At 60.7% G+C, this 20,135-nt stretch carries 18 protein-coding genes and 1 tRNA gene; 14 read left to right on the forward strand and 5 right to left on the reverse strand.

The window, feature by feature from the left end; translation table 11 throughout:
• Positions 1-214 precede the first annotated feature (214 nt).
• Entirely contained in the window at positions 215-424 is a 210-nt protein-coding gene (locus AO065_RS16655; RefSeq protein WP_004881896.1) for a hypothetical protein, read from the forward strand.
• A 230-nt stretch (positions 425-654) separates the two neighbouring features.
• On the opposite strand, the gene AO065_RS16660 is transcribed toward AO065_RS16655, so the two are convergent.
• Positions 655-740, reverse strand: a tRNA-Leu gene (locus AO065_RS16660).
• A gap of 435 nt (positions 741-1,175) precedes the next feature.
• Here AO065_RS16660 and AO065_RS16665 point away from each other — a divergent pair.
• Entirely contained in the window at positions 1,176-1,571 is a 396-nt protein-coding gene (locus AO065_RS16665) for a helix-turn-helix domain-containing protein (protein WP_004881897.1), read from the forward strand.
• A 25-nt stretch (positions 1,572-1,596) separates the two neighbouring features.
• On the opposite strand, the gene AO065_RS16670 is transcribed toward AO065_RS16665, so the two are convergent.
• From AO065_RS16670 to modA, 4 genes are all read right to left on the reverse strand, one after another.
• Entirely contained in the window at positions 1,597-2,652 is a 1,056-nt protein-coding gene (locus AO065_RS16670; protein ID WP_004881898.1) for a DNA topoisomerase IB, read from the reverse strand.
• An 88-nt stretch (positions 2,653-2,740) separates the two neighbouring features.
• Positions 2,741-3,829, reverse strand: coding sequence for a molybdenum ABC transporter ATP-binding protein (modC, locus tag AO065_RS16675; protein ID WP_004881899.1), 1,089 nt, complete (start codon positions 3,827-3,829; stop codon positions 2,741-2,743).
• 3 nt (positions 3,830-3,832) lie between these two features.
• Positions 3,833-4,513 (reverse strand): molybdate ABC transporter permease subunit, encoded by a 681-nt coding sequence (gene modB / locus AO065_RS16680; protein WP_004881900.1) that lies wholly within the window; start codon positions 4,511-4,513, stop codon positions 3,833-3,835.
• Entirely contained in the window at positions 4,514-5,281 is a 768-nt protein-coding gene (modA, locus tag AO065_RS16685) for a molybdate ABC transporter substrate-binding protein (RefSeq protein WP_004881901.1), read from the reverse strand. It lies immediately after the preceding gene.
• A gap of 222 nt (positions 5,282-5,503) precedes the next feature.
• Between modA and acuR the strand changes: the two genes are divergently transcribed.
• The 12 genes from acuR (at position 5,504) to AO065_RS16750 (ending at position 20,133) form a co-directional block, all read left to right on the forward strand.
• Positions 5,504-6,148 carry an acrylate utilization transcriptional regulator AcuR gene (gene acuR, locus AO065_RS16690; RefSeq protein WP_004881902.1) on the forward strand — a complete coding sequence of 215 codons (645 nt, stop codon included), beginning with the start codon at positions 5,504-5,506 and terminating at the stop codon, positions 6,146-6,148.
• Between the two features lie 46 nt (positions 6,149-6,194).
• Positions 6,195-7,190, forward strand: a complete 996-nt coding sequence (gene acuI / locus AO065_RS16695) for an acrylyl-CoA reductase (NADPH) (RefSeq protein ID WP_004881903.1) — start codon at positions 6,195-6,197, stop codon at positions 7,188-7,190.
• A gap of 421 nt (positions 7,191-7,611) precedes the next feature.
• On the forward strand, positions 7,612-8,577 hold the full coding sequence (locus tag AO065_RS16700; RefSeq protein ID WP_004881904.1) for a site-specific integrase: 966 nt from the start codon (positions 7,612-7,614) through the stop codon (positions 8,575-8,577).
• Positions 8,578-9,087: 510 nt separating this feature from the next.
• Positions 9,088-9,480 carry a cupin domain-containing protein gene (locus AO065_RS16705; protein WP_004881905.1) on the forward strand — a complete coding sequence of 131 codons (393 nt, stop codon included), beginning with the start codon at positions 9,088-9,090 and terminating at the stop codon, positions 9,478-9,480.
• Positions 9,473-10,972: a methionine--tRNA ligase gene (locus tag AO065_RS16710; RefSeq protein ID WP_004881906.1), complete on the forward strand. Its 1,500-nt coding sequence runs from the start codon at positions 9,473-9,475 to the stop codon at positions 10,970-10,972. Before AO065_RS16705 ends, AO065_RS16710 begins: the two co-directional genes overlap by 8 nt.
• A gap of 14 nt (positions 10,973-10,986) precedes the next feature.
• The gene (locus tag AO065_RS16715; protein ID WP_004881907.1) at positions 10,987-12,129 is read left to right on the forward strand and encodes an NAD(P)/FAD-dependent oxidoreductase; all 1,143 of its coding nucleotides are present in this window, start codon (positions 10,987-10,989) and stop codon (positions 12,127-12,129) included.
• Positions 12,126-13,103: an ABC transporter substrate-binding protein gene (locus AO065_RS16720; RefSeq protein WP_004881908.1), complete on the forward strand. Its 978-nt coding sequence runs from the start codon at positions 12,126-12,128 to the stop codon at positions 13,101-13,103. Before AO065_RS16715 ends, AO065_RS16720 begins: the two co-directional genes overlap by 4 nt.
• A 53-nt stretch (positions 13,104-13,156) precedes the next feature.
• Positions 13,157-14,479 (forward strand): lysine N(6)-hydroxylase/L-ornithine N(5)-oxygenase family protein, encoded by a 1,323-nt coding sequence (locus AO065_RS16725; protein WP_004881909.1) that lies wholly within the window; start codon positions 13,157-13,159, stop codon positions 14,477-14,479.
• Positions 14,480-14,484: 5 nt separating this feature from the next.
• Entirely contained in the window at positions 14,485-16,494 is a 2,010-nt protein-coding gene (sbnB, locus tag AO065_RS26720) for a 2,3-diaminopropionate biosynthesis protein SbnB (protein WP_081008016.1), read from the forward strand.
• 86 nt (positions 16,495-16,580) lie between these two features.
• Positions 16,581-18,302, forward strand: coding sequence for an FAD/NAD(P)-binding protein (locus AO065_RS16740; protein ID WP_050562162.1), 1,722 nt, complete (start codon positions 16,581-16,583; stop codon positions 18,300-18,302).
• 14 nt (positions 18,303-18,316) lie between these two features.
• Entirely contained in the window at positions 18,317-18,961 is a 645-nt protein-coding gene (locus AO065_RS16745; RefSeq protein ID WP_004881912.1) for a LysE family transporter, read from the forward strand.
• A gap of 17 nt (positions 18,962-18,978) precedes the next feature.
• Entirely contained in the window at positions 18,979-20,133 is a 1,155-nt protein-coding gene (locus AO065_RS16750) for an iron-containing alcohol dehydrogenase (RefSeq protein WP_004881913.1), read from the forward strand.
• The last annotated feature ends 2 nt before the right edge of the window (positions 20,134-20,135 follow it).

Here is a 20,135-nt window from a genome sequence, read left to right on the forward strand (position 1 = left end):
ATCCGTGCGGAAAAAGCTGATCTGCGATGTGCAACGCGATATCGATTTCAGTGCCTCCCTTGAGTCCAATACCGCTTCTTGAAAGCGGCATGAGTGCATCTGCAAGTGCTTCCCGGCCCGTAGCATCCTTCGGGGCTATTTCGGCCGCCTGGCGTTTTCACGGAACACGGCCACATCCTGGGGCTCGACTGTTAAATCCCGTGGTGGCAAACCAATGGATGTTTTCCGTATTGAAGCTGAAGCTGACGCTTGGGTTTTATATAAGGCCCATGGCTATAAGCCCATCATGCGCGCTGACAATCAGGCTGATCTCATTGGTCAGGTTCAATTGTTGACGCACGGAAAAGGAGCCGTCATCAGGTTCTGGGCAGGAGCGGGTGTGCGAGAGCTTCGAGTGGGGGCTTTCGGTGAAGGCAGTCATTGATATCCGACGACGTCCATCATGACTAAACCTGCTATCGAAGTGAGGCGCCGCCTGGAAGTTAATGGATTTGGCCAACGCTGACGCAGGGACCCTGCGCGAAAGGTTCGGCTGCTCGTTGTAAGGACTCCGTGAGAAGGGAAAATCAAGAATTGCGGACCACAGCTGTTTTTGCGGATCAAATAAAACAAAGGGCCTGCGCACTGAAAGCACGCAAGCCCTTGTTTTATATGTGGTGCCCCGAGCCGGGGTCGAACCGGCACGTCCAGAGGACGAGGGATTTTAAGTCCCTTGCGTCTACCAATTTCGCCATCGGGGCGGTAGCGCCAAGAGCGGGGAATATATACATCTCGCCATCCCTAAGCAAGCTCGCACACGCTTCTACGCGTACAAGATGTGACACAGGCGTCGAAAAAATCCTTTGAGAAATCATGGGGCTACGAGGTGCTGCCCGTGTGACGGGCGGCTGAGTGGCGAGGGCAGCCGCCGTCCAGGCACTACCGGACGTCAATTGATCGGTCCGAACTGACACATCTCTCGACACTTTTGCCTGTTCGCCAGGGTCGATCCGATAAGCGCCAGTTGAAATCCTCCAGGCGTTATAGGAGAAAAGTCTGTGCGTGATGAGAAGTGAGGCGGGCGCTTGAAGGCGCTGACGAGCGGTGGTGAGTGAGTCCGCTCGGGCAGGCTCGGGCGATCCATGGACGATTCGATTTGAGAATTGATTTTCACAGTGGGGATGGACGGCAGGGACATGAGCGATATAGGCACAAGATTGAAGCAGGAGCGCAAGCGTCTGGGGCTTTCACAGCGTGAACTGGGACACTTCGGAGGCGTCGCTGCCAATGCACAGGGAAGGTATGAAAGCGGCGAACGGGTTCCGAAAGCCGATTATCTGGCTGCGGTAGCCAATGTAGGCGTGGATGTACTGTATTTATTGACCGGCAGGCGCATGGGCGGTGCGGAACTGGAGAGCATCGTTCAGCGTATGAACTGCGCAGGCATCGCGTCGGATGACATCTTTGTGGAGGTTCAGCATGCGGTGCGTCACCTTGTGACGACCATCGAAGAGCTCTCTCACGTTTACGACACAGTAGACCGGCAGCCCCAGAGTGAGCCTTTGGGGCTGCCGGTTACAGCGGAGCAATGACCGACGGGGCTGAGTGGCTGCAGGATCAGGCTTTGACCTTCTCAACCTCAGCCTCGATGCGGTCTGCCAGCGTGCGCAAGTAACTGGCCAGCGCGACCTCTTCGAGGCGTAATCCCTTGCGCTGCCTGAGGCGCGGGAGTTTGGCCAGGTTACCGAGCAGGAAGCCCTCGAGCACCGCCGGATGGATGTAGCATTTGCGGCAAATGGCGGGGGTGTTGCCCAGCTGTTTCGAGACGGCCTTGACCATGTCGACGATGTGCTTTTTCGCGTCGGCTTCGGGCTCCCAATGCAGCTTCTGGAGAGTCGCCAGAGCCAGCGCGCTCGCGGCCCAGGTTCGATAATCCTTGGCGGTGAAGTCTGAGCCGGTGAGGCTTTGCAGGTAAGCATTGATGTCCGATGATGTAACGGTATGACGCACGCCGTCATCGTCCAGGTATTGAAACAGGTTCTGGCCGGGCAGCTCCATGCAGCGTTTGATCACGTTGGCCAGGCGCCGGTCCTTCACTGTGACGCTGTGTTCGACGCCGCTCTTGCCGCGAAACTCGAACATGATCTGTCCGCCTTTCACTTCGACGTGCTTGTTGCGCAATGTCGTCAGGCCGTAGGAGCGGTTTTCCTTGGCGTATTGACTGTTGCCGATGCGGATCAGAGTGGCGTCGAGCAATGAAACCACTGTCGCCATGACCTTCTCCCGACCCATGCCAGGCTGGGCGAGCTGTGCCTCGATCTGCTTGCGTACCTTGGGCAGGGCATGGCCGAACTCGATCATGCGAGAGTATTTGTCCTGATCGCGTATCTCTCGCCAGCGCGGATGATAGCGGTACTGTTTGCGACCGCGCGCATCACGCCCCGTCGCCTGCAGATGGCCGTTGGGGTCGGCGCAGATCCAGACGTCTGTGTAGGCGGGCGGCACAGCCAGCGCGTTGATACGCTTGATCTCCGACTCGTCCTTGATGCGCTCGCCCTTGGTATTGAAGTACGCGAACTTGCCGCGCAGGACCTTGCGCGTGAACCCCGGCTGGCTGTCGTCTACGTAATGCAGGTCGCTGGCGAGTGGGCTGATGATGGTCGAGTCAGGCATGGCGGAATTCCAGAGGCAGTTAAAAACACTGACCGCGACGTTTTGCGGTGGTGCCGTTTATTTGCGTCTGGTTTGCAGCCGATCGCCATTACGCGAGTACCGCCACTGCCTTGATCTGCGCCCACAGCGATTGGCCGCGATGCAGTTTGAGGTGATCGCTGGAATAACGGGTGATGCGGGCCAGCAAGGGCGTTCCGCCCGCGTCCAGCCTGACCAGTACGTGGGCCGAGTTGTCGGCGACCATTTCCTCCATCACCACCACCGGCAAGCGGTTCAGAATGCTGCTCTGGTCGTCAGGTTGCAGACTGAGGCTGACATCCCTCGCCTGCACCTTGATGCGCAGCAGCGTGCCCGGTTGCATGTTGGCGTGTGCGACGCGCATCGAGAGTTTGCTGTCGGGCAGGGTGATGGTCAGTAGTTGATAATGAGGATCGTAGGCGCTCACCGTGCCTTCGATCACCACGCCTGCGTTACCGCCCATGGCCAGCGGTAGATCAAGACGCGCCAGGGTTTCCCGGATCGGCCCGCTGGCCAGCACGCTGCCCGCTTCAAGCACCACCAGATGATCAGCCAGACGCGCCACTTCGTCCTGGGCATGGCTGACATACAGCATCGGGATATCCAGCTCTCGATGCAGGCGTTCCAGGTAGGGCAGGATTTCGCTTTTGCGGCGGCTGTCCAGCGCTGACAGCGGTTCATCAAGCAGCATCAGGCGCGGACTGGTCAGCAGGGCGCGGGCAATGCCGACACGTTGACGCTCGCCGCCGGAGAGATTATCGGGGCGCCGTTCGAGCAAGTGATCGATGCCCAGCAACTCGGCAGCCTGCTGTAGCTGAATGCTGCGCTGATTGCGGGCGATCCGCTTGAAGCCGAATTCCAGGTTTTCCCTGACGGACAGGTGCGTGAAGAGGCTGGCTTCCTGAAACACATAGCCGATGGGACGCTTGTGGGGCGCAACAAAGACGCCCTTGTCGCTGTCCTGCCACACCTCATCATTGACCCGGATAACGCCCTGCGGGGCTTTTTCCAGGCCGGCGATACAGCGCAGGCAAGTGGTCTTGCCGGAGCCGGAAGGGCCATAAAGCGCGGTCACGCCGGAGCCGGGCAGCACCAGGTCCAGGTCCATGCGAAAGTCCGGGTAACTCATCTGCAAGCGCACTTCGACAGGCGCGGCCATCGATCAACTCCATCCCGTTTTGGATTTGCCGCTGGAATAAAGCGCCAGCAGAACCAGAAATGAGAACACCAGCATCGACCCGGCCAACCAGTGTGCCTGAAGGTACTCCATGGATTCGACGTGGTCGAAGATCTGCACCGACACCACGCGGGTCTTCTCGGGGATGTTACCACCGATCATCAATACCACCCCGAATTCACCCACTGTGTGCGCGAACCCCAAAATCGCCCCGGTAATAAAGCCGGGTTTTGCCAGCGGCAGAATGACGTGGAAGAACGTGTCCCAAGGGCCGGCCCGCAACGTTGCGGCGACTTCCAGTGGGCGCGTGCCTATGGCTGAAAAAGCATTCTGCAGTGGTTGCACCACGAAGGGCATCGAGTAGAGCACCGAGCCGATGACCAGCCCGGTAAAACTGAACGTCAGCGTTCCCAGCCCCAGGCTCTGGGTCAACTGACCGACCGCACCGTTGGGGCCGAGCAACAGCAACAGATAGAAGCCAATGACGGTCGGCGGCAGAACGAGGGGCAGGGCGACGACGGCACCGACCGGACCCTTGAGCCACGAGTCGGTGCGCGACAACCACAGCGCGATGGGCGTGCCGATCACCAGCAGGATCACGGTGGTCAGCGAGGCGAGCTTCAGCGTCAGCCAGATCGCCGCGATGTCGGCGCTTCCCAGTGGCATTTACAGCTGATATCCGTACGACTTGATGATGGCAGTCGCTTGCGGACCTTTCAGGTAGTCGACCAACGCCTTGGCAGCGGCGCTGTCCTTGCCCTTGTTGAGGATCACCGCGTCCTGCTTGATCGGGTCATGCAGGGCTGCCGGGACAATCCATGCCGAGCCGCTGGTCAGTTTGCCGTCCTTGTAGATCTGCGACAGGGCCACGAAGCCCAGTTCCGCGTTACCCGTAGAAACGAACTGGTACGCCTGAGTGATGCTCTGGCCTTCAACGATTTTCGCTTTGGTGGTATCGCTCAGGCCCAGCTTGCTCAGTACCTGGGTAGCGGCCAGCCCGTAAGGAGCAGTCTTGGGGTTGGCGATGGACAGGTGCTCATATTGATTGCCCTTGAGCACGTCGCCTTGATCGTCGACATAGCCGTCTTTCGGCGACCACAGCGCCAGTGTCCCGACCGCGTAGGTAAAGCGCGAACCCTTGACGGTGTCGCCTTCCTGTTCGAGCTTCGCAGGCGTGGTGTCATCGGCGGACAGGAATACTTCGAATGGCGCGCCATTCTTGATCTGAGTGTAGATCTGGCCTGTGGCACCAAACGCAGCGACGAGCTTGTGGCCGGTGTCGCGCTCGAAATCCTTGGCGATAGCCTGGATCGGTGCGGTGAAGTTGGCGGCTACAGCGACCTGGACTTCGTCAGCCAGGGCGGAAGTAGCACTTGAGATGGCAGCGACAAACGCGGTGAATTTCAAAAGTTTTTTAAGCGGGGACGCTAACATGCAGCCACTCCGGAAGATTGAAGGCACGCCACCGGACTGGAGGCGTTTCGCTATATATTTAAATATATAGCGATGTTCCACCTTTCTGAAAGCGATGTTTCAAGCGCGGTTCAAAATGCCCAGTGTGCTGTCCTCCGGTTTTCGGGTCGGCTCACCCGATGTGAGCGAGCACCTGCCCAATGTTCGATTGACATAAAAGACGATCGGTCTAATATCTCCTCCATGACCACATTACTCAATCAGGCTGTCCAGCCGCGCCGTCCCGGGCGTCCACCCAAAGTGGACCGGGACAACCTTGAAACCCGTGAGACGCTGCTGCGCCGTGGCCTTGAAGTGCTGACGGAGCAGGGCTTCTCGGCTACCGGCATTGACTACATCCTGAAAGAAATAGGCGTTCCCAAGGGATCGTTCTATCACTACTTCCCCAGCAAGGAAGCGTTCGGTCGTGCGGTTCTGGACGAATACTGCCGATATTTCGCGCAACGGCTGGACCGCTGGTTTCTGGACGAAAGCCTGTCGCCCCTGGAACGGCTGGTCGGTTTCGTGCAGAGCGCCAAGGCCGGTATGGCTCGTCACGATTATCGTCGTGGCTGCATGGTCGGCAATCTGGGGCAGGAAATCTGCCTGTTGCCCGAAGCCTTCCGCGAGGTGCTGGAGCAGACACTGCTCGATTGGCAGTCCAGGCTTGCCGTTTGCCTGCGAGCTGCGCAGAAGCATGGCGAACTGGCCAGGGATGCAGACTGCGACGAACTGGCTGCGTTTTTCTGGATTGGCTGGGAGGGCGCCGTGCTGCGTGCCCGGCTGGTCAAAAGCGATACCCCGTTGAACACATTCATTGCCGGTTTTCTTCGCGGATTGCCGCAATGAGCTTTCTGATCTATTTAAAGACGATCGGTCTAAATTGGAGGCGCTCATGCCTGTAAGCACATTCAACGCCATTGTGATTGATAAGGACGAGTCGGGTTACCGCGTGAAACTGACTGCGGTGAACGAGGCAGACCTGCCCGAAGGCGACGTCACCGTGCGCGTTTCCCACAGCACGCTCAACTACAAGGATGCCCTTGCTCTGACCGGCAAGAGCCCCATTGTTCGCAGCTTTCCCATGGTGCCGGGGATCGATCTGGCGGGTATCGTCGAGGAGAGTCAGGCCTCGGCGTTCAAGGCTGGCGATAAAGTGCTGCTCAATGGATGGGGCGTGGGTGAAGGGCACTGGGGCGGTCTCGCGCAAATGGCCCGGCTGAAGAGCGAGTGGCTGATTCCGCTGCCGGATGCGTTCACGCCCAGCCAGGCGATGGCCATCGGCACGGCAGGTTACACGGCGATGCTGAGTGTGATCGCGCTGGAAAAGCATGGCGTGAAGCCCGAACACGGCGAGGTGCTTGTCACCGGGGCCAATGGTGGCGTGGGCAGCTTCACCATCGCCATTCTGGCGAAGCTCGGTTATCAGGTTGTTGCCTCCACAGGACGCGTTGCGGAGAGTGACTACCTGAAACAGCTGGGCGCTGCGCGAATCATCGACAGGGCGACGCTCTCCGAGCCAGGTCGTCCTTTGGTGAAAGAGCAGTGGGCCGCTGCGGTGGATTCGGTGGGCAGCCATACGCTGGTCAATGTCTGCGCCGGGATCAAATATCGTGGCATCGTTGCTGCCTGCGGTCTGGCGCAGGGCATGGATTTCCCCGGCTCGGTCGCGCCGTTCATCCTGCGCGGCGTCACGCTGGCCGGGATCGACAGCGTCACCCGGCCTCAGGCCGATCGTCTTGAAGCCTGGTCCAGACTGGCCACCGATCTGGACACTTCGTTGCTGCCACTGATCAGCCGCGAAATTGGCCTGAGTGAGGTGATCGATATCGCGCCGCAACTGATTGCCGGTCAGGTGCGCGGCCGCGTGGTGGTGGATACGGGTCGATAGGGGAATGGATTGATAGCGCTGGCTTGTGGCAGAGGGTGTTGCTCACTTTGGCCCTCAAGTAAGTTCTCTAAGGGCGAAAAGGTGACTTGAGCCATGCGGTCGGCTCGCTGAGAGCCGCAGCCTGTGCCATTTGTGACGCAGAGCGTCACGGGATGCATACCCATGCGGAGCATGGGCACGATCAGTGGCTTGAGAACCCTGATCGTTCCCACGCTCCAGCGTGGTAACGCCTCTCAGGACGCTCTGCGTCCGGCCGTGATGTGGCGCAGAGCGTCACGGGTGGCATGTCCACGCAGCGTGGGCAGGATCAGTGCGCTTGAGATCCCTGATCGTTTACAGCGTGCTAAAGTCAGTGCTTCGAATTGATTGAAAAGTGCAGGGCCGTTTCGCCTGCGCTTGCACCACAAAGGCCTTGCCCGACATGTCGCACGATCCATCCTCCGACCAGGCTGCAAGCCCCCGGCAATCGCCTTCGCTGCCGGATGTCAGCAATCCGCTGCAGCTTTATCTGGCGCGTCTCGCTCCTTCCAGCCGGCTGACCATGAAGTACGTTCTGCAGGACGCCGCCGACCGATTGGGAATGGCCGACGTCGATATCTTCGACATCCCTTGGCACACCTTGCAACCCGGTCATGTCACCGCGCTGGTTTCGGCGCTGCGTGAAGACGACTACGCGCCGAACACCACATCGCTGTACGTCAACGCCATTCGCGGTGTGATGAACGAGGCGTGGCGTCATGACCTGATCAGTCACGATCAGTTGTTGAAAATCCGCTCGATCAAACCGGTCAACGGTACGCGTCTGGCCAAAGGGCGGAACATCAGACGCACGCTGATCCGTGAGTTGATGGACGTCTGCGCCGCCGATCCCAGGCCGCAAGGTCGGCGGGACGCGGCGATCATCGCGATTCTCTATGGTTCTGGGATGCGCAAGTCGGAATCGGTGAATCTGGACCTGGCTCAGGTGGACTTTTCCGAGCGCAGCCTGCGGGTGATGGGCAAGGGCAACAAACAATTGATCAAATACGCGCCAGAGTGGGCATTTGGTGCCTTGAATGACTGGCTGGAACTGCGTCGTTCCTGCCTGCCACCGGGACAGGACGATGATCTGTTTCTGTTCAATCGTATTCGCCGGGGGAGCAACATCACCCGCGAGCGCATTACCAAGCACGCGATCTATTTCATCGCCAAACAGCGCGGTCAACAGGTGGGCGTCAACATCATGCCCCACGACTTCCGACGCTCGTTCATCACGCGGGTCATCGAAGAATACGATTTGTCGATCGCCCAGAAACTGGCGCATCACACGCACATTGCAACCACTGCCAGCTATGACATGCGCAGTGAGAACGAGCGACGCAACGTGGTGGACCGCTTCGATCTGTAGCCTCGAACCACAGGCAAAAAAAAGCCACCTCACTGGGGTGTGGGGTGGCTTAAAGATCTAACCAAAGGAGTGATGAAGAAGAGCAGGTATTCATCGGTATCGCGATGCGGATTCGCGCCGCCGGGAAACATGTTCATTCATCGACGGCAACAGTAACACTGGCCGCCAGAAATCGATTATCAGCATTGTCGATAGTGACTATCACCGTCCATAACGTGCTGAAACTTGGGCAATGTCTAAGTCTGTTGAGCTGCTTTAAAGCGCTGACATGTCCACTAACTTTAAGATGCACTAAGGCTGCGAGAAAGCTTTTGCTGCATCGTTCTCCTCCAAGTTTCTCAGTTTCCCAAAGCGAATTCCTAGCGTGGCTTTCAGTGCGTGCCTGCGGCTGCTTGCGCGCCCAGCCATCCGGAAATTCGATTCGACCGCTGCGACTTATCAAGGGATCGGATAGCCAATTGTTGCAGCGAATTTCATGCTTTGCCCCACTCACAACACACGGGTCTGAGCATGGAAAAGTTCGATATACACCGTAAAACCGACTTCGACGCCCTGGTACATGAGTATGGGCTCGACGGCAGTCGTCTGTTGCCCTGGGAAGGCTACCCGATGCCGTTTGCAGGCGGCTGGTGTGTGGTGCGTCCGGGCACCTGCAGCGAGGCGCATACCCAGATCGACCAGGAGATCTTCATTGCCATCAAGGGCAGTGCCCGGCTGGTGGTGGGCGACAAGGTCATGCCGTTCGATGTGGGCGACATAGCGGCCATTCCGAAACATACCAACCATTACGTCATCAATGATTCCGATGAGGACTTTCATTTCTACGTGGTGTGGTGGGACATGAACTACGTGAATGCGTTTGTCGAGCAGCACTGCGAAACCACGGGGTGCCTCGATGACTAAGTTCATTGTCACCATCACGCCACCTACGCCCAATGGCGATCTGCACATCGGCCATATAGCAGGTCCGTTTCTGGCAGCCGATGTCTTCACTCGGGTGCAACGTCAGCGCGGCCACGACTGTGTGCTGCTGTCCTATTCGGACGACTATCAGTCCTACATGTTGCGCAAGGGGCTGGAGACCGGAATCGATCCGGTAGAACTTGCCAATCGCAACTCCGACCGCATCGAAGCCTCGCTGGCTGCGATCAACATCCAGCCGGACAACTGGATGCGCCCTTACGATAACCACTGGTTCGCCGAGGCGGTTGCCGAGGTGTTCGGCAAGGTCCGCGACGCAGGGCTGATCGAGTTTCGCGATTCGAGCGAACCTTACTGCCCTGACTGCGACGTCTGGGGTTACGAGGCGTTTGCACGGGGCAATTGCAACTATTGCGGTGTCGAGTCTGACGCCAGCCAGTGCGAGAACTGCGCGCAGGCGCCTGACGCGCAATTGATGACGGGACTGCACTGCAAGTTGTGCAAACAGTCTTCGCAATGGAAAACCGCACACCGCGCGTTCCTGAAACTGGCAGCCTGCAAGCCCGCGCTCCGTGACCGGCTGCTGGATCGCCAGTGGCGAAGTCCGCTGAATGCCTGGCTGCGCGACACGCTGGAGCACATCCACGACTGGGGCGTCACGCGTCCGCACGATGGCGGGCTCGATCTGCAGGCCGACGGCTCGTGCCGCGTGCACACCTGGTTCATGGGGCTGCCCGGCTACATGGCTGCCTTTCGCGAATACGCCGACCGCATCGGTCGTCCGGAGCTGTTCCGTCAGTACTGGCAGTCGGGGCAGGGCACGCTGGTGCACTTTCTTGGCTTCGATTGCGTATTCAGCCACGCGGTCGTCTACCCGGCGCAGCTGTCGGTGATGGATGACATTCGGGTTCAGCAACGTTTCGTGCCCAATCAGTTTCTCAAGCTGGACGGGCTCAATCTGTCGACCAGCCGTAACCACGCCATCTGGGTCGGGGACCTGGCGCGCGAAGCCTGCGCCGACAGTGCTCGTCTGTACCTGGCGAGCATTGCGCCGGAGGAGAGCGAGGGCGACTTCCGTCTGCAGCATTTCCTGCAATGGCGTGCGGACGTGTTCGGAGCATTTTTCCCGGCCTTGCTTGCAACCGGTGCGCAGAACGACACCAGTTGGTGGAGTGGCGTGTGCGGCACCGATGCCGGTTTGCTGGAAGCGCTGCGTGTGCAGTGGAGCAAGGCCTGCGAGCCGAATCACTTCTCCATGAAAGGCATGGCGCAGGTGCTGCTGGATGTGATCGCCATCACCCGCACGCGGCTGGCGGAAGGTCGACCGGCCAGCCATCTCGCAGCGTTCATTGCGATCATCGGCAAGGCGCTGATTCCCGAGATGTCGGCGCGGATTGTCGCCGCCTTTAATCTGCCCGAAGCGCGGGTCAACGCCACGGTCATGTCGGGCTCGGCTGCCGAATACTCCATCTGAACGGACTCTTCACGATGTTCATCGAACATGAAATAGCGGTCATTGGCGCAGGGATAACCGGTGCCAGTATCGCGGCGAAGCTGTGCAGCGCAGGAAGGTCGGTCGCGCTGATCGACAAGGGCGCAGCAGGCAGCCTGGGGGCCAGCGGTTACTCCGGCGGGCTGGTGCGTCTGTATGACAACGATCCGCTGTTGATGGACCTGGCGGCTTATTCCATCGGCCGGATGGAAGAGGGCGTGTTTGCCACCACCTACCATCAGGCGCTCAGGCGCACCGGTGTGATCTACCGGGCCGCACCCGATCAACTCGACAACCTGTGCCGCGCCATCGAGCGCTACGGCAGCGAGCAATACCCCATGCGCCTGCTGAGCAGTCGCGAGCTGGATGGCAGCCTTTATCCGCGTTGCGTGGACGAAGAGCGGGTCAATCTGTTCGAGCCGCAGGCCTGTGTGGGCAATGTGCGTCAGGCGGTGGCCGCGCTGTGTGGCGTGGTGCGCCAGCACGGCTTGCTGCTGGAACATCGCGAGATCAAGGCCATCGACTGCCAGTCCAGCGACCTGGTGCACATCGAACTGGGTGATGCGACCTTGCGCTGTCGCGCTGTGGTGGTGGCGGCCGGAGCCTGGAGTCAGCGTCTGGTGCCGCACCTGGCGCTGGAATCACGCTCGATTCCGCTGGCGCGGGTCATGACCGACAGCGAGTGGTCCATGCCGGTGATCGATGCCGTTACCCAGAGCTACGGCATCCCGCTCACCCGCAACATCGTGCAGACCGGTTGCGGCCTGCGCGACAGCGGTGTGTGGCCGGAGCATTTGGCACTGCCGGACGCACGCCATGTCGAGGACGCTCGCAAGCGCGTTGCGCAGTTGTCCGATGCCTGGGCGGCGCAGGTTCGTGTGCTGGACGTTCTGCCGGGCTTCGACAGCTACAGCGCGGACGGTCGCCCGGTGCTGGGCTTTTGTGACGAACAGAGCCCGATCTATGTAGCGGCCGGCATGTCCGGGCTGGGCTTCAAGTTCGCGCCGGGCATTGCGCAGATCGCGTTCGAGCAATTGCGTGAGCGCGTTTCCGGACAACGTGCGTCGTGTCATGGCTGGTCCGCACTTGCGCCGGATTCGTTGCAGCGCAGCGCGGGTCGGCAGGGAGTGCAGCCATGAGCGTCATGTTGCAGGCGCCTGAAACCTTGCGGGTCGGCGTCAGTGCACTGTTCGACCCGGATGACACGCCCCATGCGCGCACTTTTCTCAGGGCGCTCGCCGTGGCGCGCAACGTTATTCCGGGACTGGGCCGCGTGCAGTGGCACTTTCTCGACGACGGTGCCAACGCCCGTCGGGGTGCCGAGGTGGCGCAACAGATGATCGACTGGCGGGCGGATCTGGTCATTGGTCATTTTTCGTCCGATGCCGCCATCGGCGCAGCTCCGCTGTATCAACGGGCGGGTATGGCACTGCTGACACCTGCGGCGACGATTGATCGACTCACGGTCGAGCACCCCAATGTATTTCGGTTTTGTCCGTCCGACCGACAGTTGGCGTCGGACCTGACGGCCTGGCTGTCGGCACGCCGTTGGCGCTCGGTGCACCTTCAAGCGGATGACAGCGCCCATGGCCAGGCATTGGTCGTGGCGATTAGCGATGCGCTTGAAACCGCTGGCCTGCAAATCGTGAGCGAGCGCGAGCACGCCGATGTGGAAGTGTTCGCCGGGCGTCTGCGCGCCAGCCGCGAGCACTGGCAGGCACGACGCCAGGCTGGAAGTACGCGGCCGCTGGTCCTGACCGACGACGCAGCCTCGCCGCATCTGGGCTGCGCGCCTGCCCATGACAGCAGCACGTGGGTCGTCGGTTTCGGCGTGCCGCCCGGCCCGCAGCAGAACGACACATCGCACGCACTGCACCGGTCGCTGTTCGGCGTCCTGCCGCAGACCTATTACCGGGAAAGCCTGCTGATGCTCTACGTGCTGGCCATCCTGGCCAACAGCGCGTGGCGCAGGGAACAGCTGCTGGATGTGCTCAACCACACCACCTTCAACACGCCCCTGGGCGCGGTCAGCTTCGATCAGGGCGAGTACCGAAGTGCATTCAACAGCGTCTGGAGAGTCGGTCCCGAGGGGCTGATTGCAGAACCTCTCTGATCTTCACGACCGCTTTTTCAAGGCTTTATGCCAACTCTAAGGATGGGAATCTCATGGGTCATTCAACACCACACCCTTATCAATCGGACGCCGTGTGCATCGGTTTTGGCCCGGCGGGTATCGCTCTGGCCTGCGCCTTTGAAGATGCGCGGGAAGATAACAGCCCGCTGGCGGCGCTTTCGGTGCGATTTCTGGAAGCCGCAGCGGACACCCAGTGGCATCGGGAATTGCTGCTCGCCGGGACTGACATCAATCACCACGTATTTCGCGACCTGGTCACGCCGCGCAATCCGCGCAGCCGCTTCTCGTTCGCCATGTACCTCAAGAGCAAAGGCCGGATGTTCGACTTCGGCCTGCTGGGCCGGCCTGCCAGCCGACATGAATGGTCGGATTACGTGGCCTGGGTGTCGCAGCAGGTCGATAGCGATACTCACTTCAATTCGCAGGTCACCGAAATCGCTCCGGTACTCCGTGACGGCCGGCTTTGCGAGCTGAAAGTCCGCACGCAGGATGCCTGTTTCACCACCCGCAACGTCGTGTTGTCGAGCGGCAGTGCGCCGCGCATTCCAGTGATGTTCCAGTCGCTGATCGGGCCGACGCTGTTCCATACCTCGCAGTTCCTGACCCGTCTGCAAGCTTTCAATGAAAACCTGCCCAAGCGCTGGCTGGTGCTGGGTTCGGGGCAGAGCGCCAGCGAATCGGTGCTGGAACTGGTGGGGCGTGACATGGGCATCGAGGTGCACTCGGTGCACCGTTCTGCCGGTTTCAAACTGACCCAATTGGGACAGTTCCCCAACCGCGTTTTTGCGCCGGATCACGTCGACTACTTTCACAGCCTCAACCACGCAGCGCGGCATCGCTTTCTCGACTGGAGCCGTTCGACCAACTATGCGGGCATCGACCCGGACGAAAGCCAGAAGCTGTTTTCACTGATCTACGAGGACGCCATTGCCGGACGCAAACGTCTGCACACCTACGGCTACAGCGTCGTCTCGTCCATCGAGCAGGCCGAAAACGGTTATCGCGTCGAGGTCACCGACACCTTCAGTCAGCGCACCCAGGTGCTGGAAGTCGACGCTGTGGTGCTGGGCACCGGCTACGAGCAATACCTGATTCCGCCGTTGCTGAGCGGGCTGCAACCCTGGCTCAAGGCGGACCTGGACGGCGGTCTGCTGATCGACCGGGATTACCGCGTCGCGATGGACGAAGACTGCGACGTGAACATCTGGGTCAACGGCCTTTCCGAACGCAGCCACGGTATCAGCGACAGCCAGTCGTTTTCCCTCATGGCCCTGCGCGCCGAACGCATCGCCAATGCCCTTGAACAGGCCGTCGAGTGCGCGGCCGATGCACCGTTACTGGCACAGTGGAAGTGACCCCCATGTACGACACCATTTGCGACATTATTCACGACCGGACCTTTCTCAAGGTCTCGGGGCTTGGGCATGACTTCTTCCTGAAAATGGAATCCCTCAACCCGGCGGGTTCGATCAAGCTCAAGACCGCCGTAGGCCTGGTGGATGACCTGCAATCACGCGGCCTGATCGGCCCAGACACGATTCTGATCGAATCGTCGTCGGGCAACCTGGGTGTGGCGCTGGCCATGCTCTGCGCTGAACGCGGGATTCGTTTCACCTGCGTGGTCGATCCCAACAGTTCCAACCACAACATTCGCATGATGCGCACTTACGGCGCCGAGGTCATCCGGGTCGAGACGCCGGACGAAAATGGAGGTTTCCTCGGCACGCGCATCGCGCTGATTCGCGAAAAAATCGGCAGTGACTCGCGTTACGTATGGCTCAACCAGTACGAAAACGCGGCCAACCCGCGCGCCCATGCACGCACCACGGCGCGCTCGATCAGCCAGCATTTCGGGCATGTCGATTACCTGTTCGTCGGCGCAGGCACCACCGGCACCCTGATGGGCTGCCTTCAGCATTTTCAGCGCCATCATCCGACCACCAAAATCATTGCCGTGGACAGCGTCGGCTCGGTGACTTTCAACACTCCCGCCAGCCGTCGCTATATTCCGGGTCTGGGCACCAGTCAGCGTCCACCGATTTTCAATGCCGACGGTGTTCATGCGCTGGAGATGGTGCCTGAGTCGCGCACCGTTGCCATGTGCCGGATTCTGGCGCGCACCAAAGGTCTGCTGGTCGGCGGCTCGACCGCCACGGTTGCGGCGGCTGTTCACGCCTGGCGCGACCGCATCGAACCCGGTTCGGTGGTGGTGGCTCTGTCGCCGGACTGGGGTGAGCGCTATCTGGACACGCTGTATGACGACCTTTGGGTCGAACGGCATTTCGGCAGCGACGTGCTGAACATGACCCTGGCGGACATGCCGATCATGCCGAACTGGACCACCTATCTGGCAACCGAGTGCTCGCGTCAGGCGCCGTTCCATGTGATCGACGGTGAAGTGGTCGCGCGGCTGCTGGCGGCGGATCCTCAGGCCTGCATCAATGACGTCGAAGACGCTTATCTGGCCCATGAAGCAGGCCGGACGATCAATCCAGACAGCTACTTTCTGCGTTTCCCCGAGGCACCGGCCAACCGCATCATCGCGCTGCCCGCCAGCCTGTGCGGGGAACAGCCGGTCAGTGGCATCAAGTGGATTTCCAGTTTCCCGGGCAATACGGACTCGGGTCTGCAACGCGCCTCGGCGGTGTTGATCCTCAACGATCCGCAGACCGGCTATGCCTTTGCCTGTCTGGAAGCGTCGCGAATCAGCGCCATGCGCACTGCCGCCTCTGCAGTGCTGGGTGCGCGCTGGATGAATCGTCATCACAAACACGTCCCGCGCATGGCGTTCATTGGTGCCGGATTCATTGCGCGCAGCATTCTGGACATGTTCGTCAGCGATGGCTGGACGCTGGGCAAGGTGAGTGTGTTCGATCAGCACCCCGATTCGGCACGGGCGCTGGTCGATCACGCCGCGAACCGGCATCGGCTGGTCAGTGAGCTGGCAGATCTGGACAACAGCCTGCAGGCCGATGTGGTGGTGTTCGCCACCACGGCGCCGAGTCCTTATGTGTTGGAGCCAGTGTTCCGGCCGGGCCAGTTGGTATTGAACATCTCGCTGCGTGATCTTGGCCCCGAGGTGATTGCCTGCGCCAACAACATTCTGGATGACGTCGAGCATTGCCTGAAGGCTCGGACCTCGCCTGACCTGGCGGTGCAGCAGTATCAGGACCGCTCGTTCATCACCGGCACGCTGGCGCAACTGATGACAGGGCAAGTGGAACTGAGCCCGGATCGGGCCTCAATCTTCTCGCCGTTCGGCCTGGGCGTACTCGACCTGGCCGTAGGGCAGCGGATCTACGGACAGGCCGTGGCCGAAGGCAGCGCCTTGCCGGTGCCGCAGTTCTTTTTCGAATCGAACCGCTGGTGATCGACATGCAGACACTTTCTCTTGATCGGTTCGAACTGCCTGTCCGGCAGTTCGAACCTGAGCCGTGTTCGATCGCGATCATCGGCATGGGCTCGCGTGGCCTCAGCGTTCTGGAACAGTTGATCGGTTTGAGTCGCAAAACGGATGCGCAACGGCTGCGCATCGAGGTATTCGATCCTCGGACGCCCGGCAGCGGCCTGCACCTTGCCGAACAGCCCGATTACCTGATGCTCAACACCATGGCGGGTCAGCTCTCGGCGTTTTCGTCGGCCTTTCCAGTCTCAGAACCTGCGGGCTGGACCTTTTTACAGTGGTGCCACGCCAAGGTAGTCACGCTCGATGAACGAGGCCATGTCAGTACGGACGGGAAAAGCAGGCCGGTTGCGTTCGGCGACTTCGTGCCGCGCAAACTGCTGGGGCGTTATTTGCAGGACAGCTATCGATTTCTGCTGAAGCAATGCCCCGCGCATGTCGAAGTGCGCCACCACGCCGAGGTGGTCACTGGTTGTCGTGAGCTGGCTGTCGATGCAGGTTTTCGCCTGCAAACGACGGTTCGCGAACTGGATGTCGACGCAGTGCTGCTGACCTGTGGCCACTCGTCAGCGGCAGACGAGCGATCTGCCATCGGCGAGTCGGTATTGATCGAAGGGCTGGGCCTGACTGCGATGGACACACTGGCGCAGCTCACTGAGGGGCGCGGCGGGCGTTATGTGCCTGATCCAGGCCATGCGGGCTGGCGCTACCTGCCGTCCGGGCTGGAGCCGAGGATCGCGCTGTATTCGCGCTCAGGGCTGCCGTTTCACGCCCGGCCCCAATGGCATCCTTCTGTCCATGCTGCGCTGCCGAGAACGTTCTTTACCGCTGAAGCCATTGTCGAACTGCGCCAGCAGAGCGCGACCGGACGGCTCGATTTCGAGCGTGACGTGCTGCCGTTGATCAAGGACGAAATGTGCGCGGTGTTCTGGCAGGCCAGAGTCCGACTCGACGCTCCCCGGGAGTTGCAGTTGCTGCAGCAGAAGCTCGGTAACGCGACTGATCGGGTTTCACGCCACAGGTTGTTCAAGGCGCTGGCCGAGCAGTGGGGCGAGTTCGAGCCCGAACAGTGGCTGGTCACCGAGCGCTGGTGCGGCGATGAAGAATCGTATGCGCAGTGGTTCGAACGCTGGATCGTGCGTGAGCTGGCGTTGAGTCGCCTGGGCACCGCGAGCAGCCCGGTTCGTCAGGCGCTGGAGGTGTGGCGTGATTATCGCGACCTGCTGCGGCGTGTGGCGGATCGCGGCGGCCTGAGTGACGCATCGACACTGGCGTTTTATGGCACGTGGGCCGGGCTGTCGAATCGACTGGTCGGCGGCCCGCAGAAAGAGCGTTACGAAGACCTGCTGGCGCTGATCCAGGCCGGTGTCGTGACCGTCCTGCCGCCCATGGAGGATGCGTCCGGTTCGCCTGTGCCGTTCGACACGCTGATCCGGGCGCGTGTGGCGCACCACGGTCTTTCTTCCCGTCGCGATCCGCTATTGAACGACCTGCTGCGTCAGGGCCTTGTTCGTCCCGCTCATGCGTATCCGGCTGACGGAGTGGCGACGGACCCGTCCGGGCACGTCCTGCGTGCCGACGGCAGCGTTCACCCACGCCTCTGGGCACTGGGGCCGATCGTCGAAGGCTGCACCTTCTACAACCACTACGTGCCCACGCCAGAACCGACCTGCCGTGCGCTGATCGAGGCGCGACAGGTTGCCGAGACCTGCCTGGCTGCGCTCTCGGTCAATCGCTGCGACTCCCTTTCAATCACCGCTTTTTCAACCCTCTAAAAGGAATAGGTTACATGTACGAGATCACTCTGCTGACGGCGCTCGCCGGTGCTTTCATTGTCCTGATCATCAGTCCCGGCCCGAACTTTCTGGTCATCACCCAGTTGTCGTTCAGCCAGTCCCGGCAACAAGGTATCTGCGCCGGACTGGGTGTTGCTTCGGGCAGCATCCTCTGGGCATTGCTCGCAGCCACGGGGCTGGGCCTGATATTTCAACAACTGCCCTGGCTGCAACCGGCCCTGCAACTGCTGGGCGGGGCGTACCTGACCTGGCTGGGCACCAAGAGCCTGCGCAGCGCGGGCAGCCAGCCCAAACCTCGCGACATTGGCGCGCTGGGCATCGGCAGTCTCAGCCGTGCCTACCGTTTCGGCCTGTTCACCAACCTGACCAACCCCAAGGCGCTGGCGTTCTACACCAGCGTATTCACCACAGTGACCACGCCGGGCATGCCGATGTGGGTGCGCACGGCCGGGGTGTCGATCATTGCCGTTCTGGCGATCTCCTGGTTCGTGCTGCTGGCCACGCTGTTTTCGATTCCGGCGGTGCAGGCCCGTTATCAGCGCATGAAAAAGGCCATCGACATCGTGACCGGACTTTTCATGATCGCGTTCGGTATTCGCCTGCTGATCGGCCTTTTGCCGGCCGGTCTGATCAACTGATTTCAAGGAACGACACCATGTACAACAATGACTGGCATTACCCGACCTCCATTCGCGCAGGCGCCGGACGCGCCGCAGAGCTGGCTGACGCTTGCCGTGTGACAGGCATCAAACGTCCACTGCTGATCACTGATCGGTTTCTGGGCAGTACGGACATGATCCGTAGCGCTGTAGAGGACTGCCGACAACAGTTGGGCCATTGCGGGCTGTTTGACCGGGTAAAGGGCAATCCGACCGGCACCAATGTCGCGGACGGGCTGGAAGCCTATAAAGCGGGCGACCACGACGGCGTGATTGCCTTCGGCGGCGGCTCGGCGCTGGATGCTGCCAAGGCCGTGGCGCTGATGTCAGGGCAAACCCGGCCGCTGTGGGACTTCGAGGACATCGGCCAGAATCATTTGCGCGCCAACCCGCTGGGCATCGCCCCGGTCATCGCGCTGCCAACCACTGCGGGCACAGGCTCCGAAGTGGGCAGGGCGTCGGTGATTACGGACGAACAGGCGCAGGTCAAACGCACCATCCTGCACATCCGCATGATGCCGCGCATCGCCATTCTGGACGCCAACCTGACGCTGGATCTGCCCACGCACCTGACCGCTGCAACCGGTGCCGACGCGCTGACGCATTGCATGGAATCCTGGTGCTCACCGGTCTGGCACCCGATGGCTGAAGCGGTGTCTGTGAAGGGAATGCAGATGATCAAAGCGTATCTGCCTCGCGTCGTCGCGAACGGGCAGGATCTGGAGGCGCGCCAGCAGATGCTGGTGGCGTCCAGCCTGGGCGCGGCGGCGTTTCAGCGAGGATTGGGTGGTGTGCACGCCATTGCGCAGAGCCTGGGCGCGCTGTACGACCAGCATCACGGCTTGCTCAACGCCATCCTGCTGCCGTATGTACTGGAGGCCAATCGGTCCGCCCTGTTGCCGCAAATGGACGATCTGGCGGTTTACCTGCGTCTGCCCAAACCCGGTTTCAGCGGCGTGATGGACTGGGTGCTGAGCTTGCGCGAGCAGATCGGCATTCCCCACACGCTGGCTGACATCGGCATCCATGATCAGGACGCCGAGTTGGTGGGTCAGATGGCATTTGCGGACGGTTGCTCGCACACCAATCCGATCCGCCATTCGGCTGAGGCCTACGCCGCGATATTCACACGAGCGGTGAGGGGGCAGTGATT

The sequence above is a fragment of the Pseudomonas viridiflava genome (genome assembly GCF_001642795.1).
Classification (GTDB): domain Bacteria; phylum Pseudomonadota; class Gammaproteobacteria; order Pseudomonadales; family Pseudomonadaceae; genus Aquipseudomonas; species Aquipseudomonas viridiflava.

Bases quoted from the DNA above. Each gene is read 5' to 3' on its own strand.
- AO065_RS16655 (WP_004881896.1), top strand. From the start codon at position 215: ATGGATGTTTTCCGTATTGAAGCTGAAGCTGACGCTTGGGTTTTATAT.
- AO065_RS16665 (WP_004881897.1), top strand. From the start codon at position 1,176: ATGAGCGATATAGGCACAAGATTGAAGCAGGAGCGCAAGCGTCTGGGG.
- AO065_RS16670 (WP_004881898.1), bottom strand. From the start codon at position 2,652: ATGCCTGACTCGACCATCATCAGCCCACTCGCCAGCGACCTGCATTAC.
- modC (WP_004881899.1), bottom strand. From the start codon at position 3,829: ATGGCCGCGCCTGTCGAAGTGCGCTTGCAGATGAGTTACCCGGACTTT.
- modB (WP_004881900.1), bottom strand. From the start codon at position 4,513: ATGCCACTGGGAAGCGCCGACATCGCGGCGATCTGGCTGACGCTGAAG.
- modA (WP_004881901.1), bottom strand. From the start codon at position 5,281: ATGTTAGCGTCCCCGCTTAAAAAACTTTTGAAATTCACCGCGTTTGTC.
- acuR (WP_004881902.1), top strand. From the start codon at position 5,504: ATGACCACATTACTCAATCAGGCTGTCCAGCCGCGCCGTCCCGGGCGT.
- acuI (WP_004881903.1), top strand. From the start codon at position 6,195: ATGCCTGTAAGCACATTCAACGCCATTGTGATTGATAAGGACGAGTCG.
- AO065_RS16700 (WP_004881904.1), top strand. From the start codon at position 7,612: ATGTCGCACGATCCATCCTCCGACCAGGCTGCAAGCCCCCGGCAATCG.
- AO065_RS16705 (WP_004881905.1), top strand. From the start codon at position 9,088: ATGGAAAAGTTCGATATACACCGTAAAACCGACTTCGACGCCCTGGTA.
- AO065_RS16710 (WP_004881906.1), top strand. From the start codon at position 9,473: ATGACTAAGTTCATTGTCACCATCACGCCACCTACGCCCAATGGCGAT.
- AO065_RS16715 (WP_004881907.1), top strand. From the start codon at position 10,987: ATGTTCATCGAACATGAAATAGCGGTCATTGGCGCAGGGATAACCGGT.
- AO065_RS16720 (WP_004881908.1), top strand. From the start codon at position 12,126: ATGAGCGTCATGTTGCAGGCGCCTGAAACCTTGCGGGTCGGCGTCAGT.
- AO065_RS16725 (WP_004881909.1), top strand. From the start codon at position 13,157: ATGGGTCATTCAACACCACACCCTTATCAATCGGACGCCGTGTGCATC.
- sbnB (WP_081008016.1), top strand. From the start codon at position 14,485: ATGTACGACACCATTTGCGACATTATTCACGACCGGACCTTTCTCAAG.
- AO065_RS16740 (WP_050562162.1), top strand. From the start codon at position 16,581: ATGGGCTCGCGTGGCCTCAGCGTTCTGGAACAGTTGATCGGTTTGAGT.
- AO065_RS16745 (WP_004881912.1), top strand. From the start codon at position 18,317: ATGTACGAGATCACTCTGCTGACGGCGCTCGCCGGTGCTTTCATTGTC.
- AO065_RS16750 (WP_004881913.1), top strand. From the start codon at position 18,979: ATGTACAACAATGACTGGCATTACCCGACCTCCATTCGCGCAGGCGCC.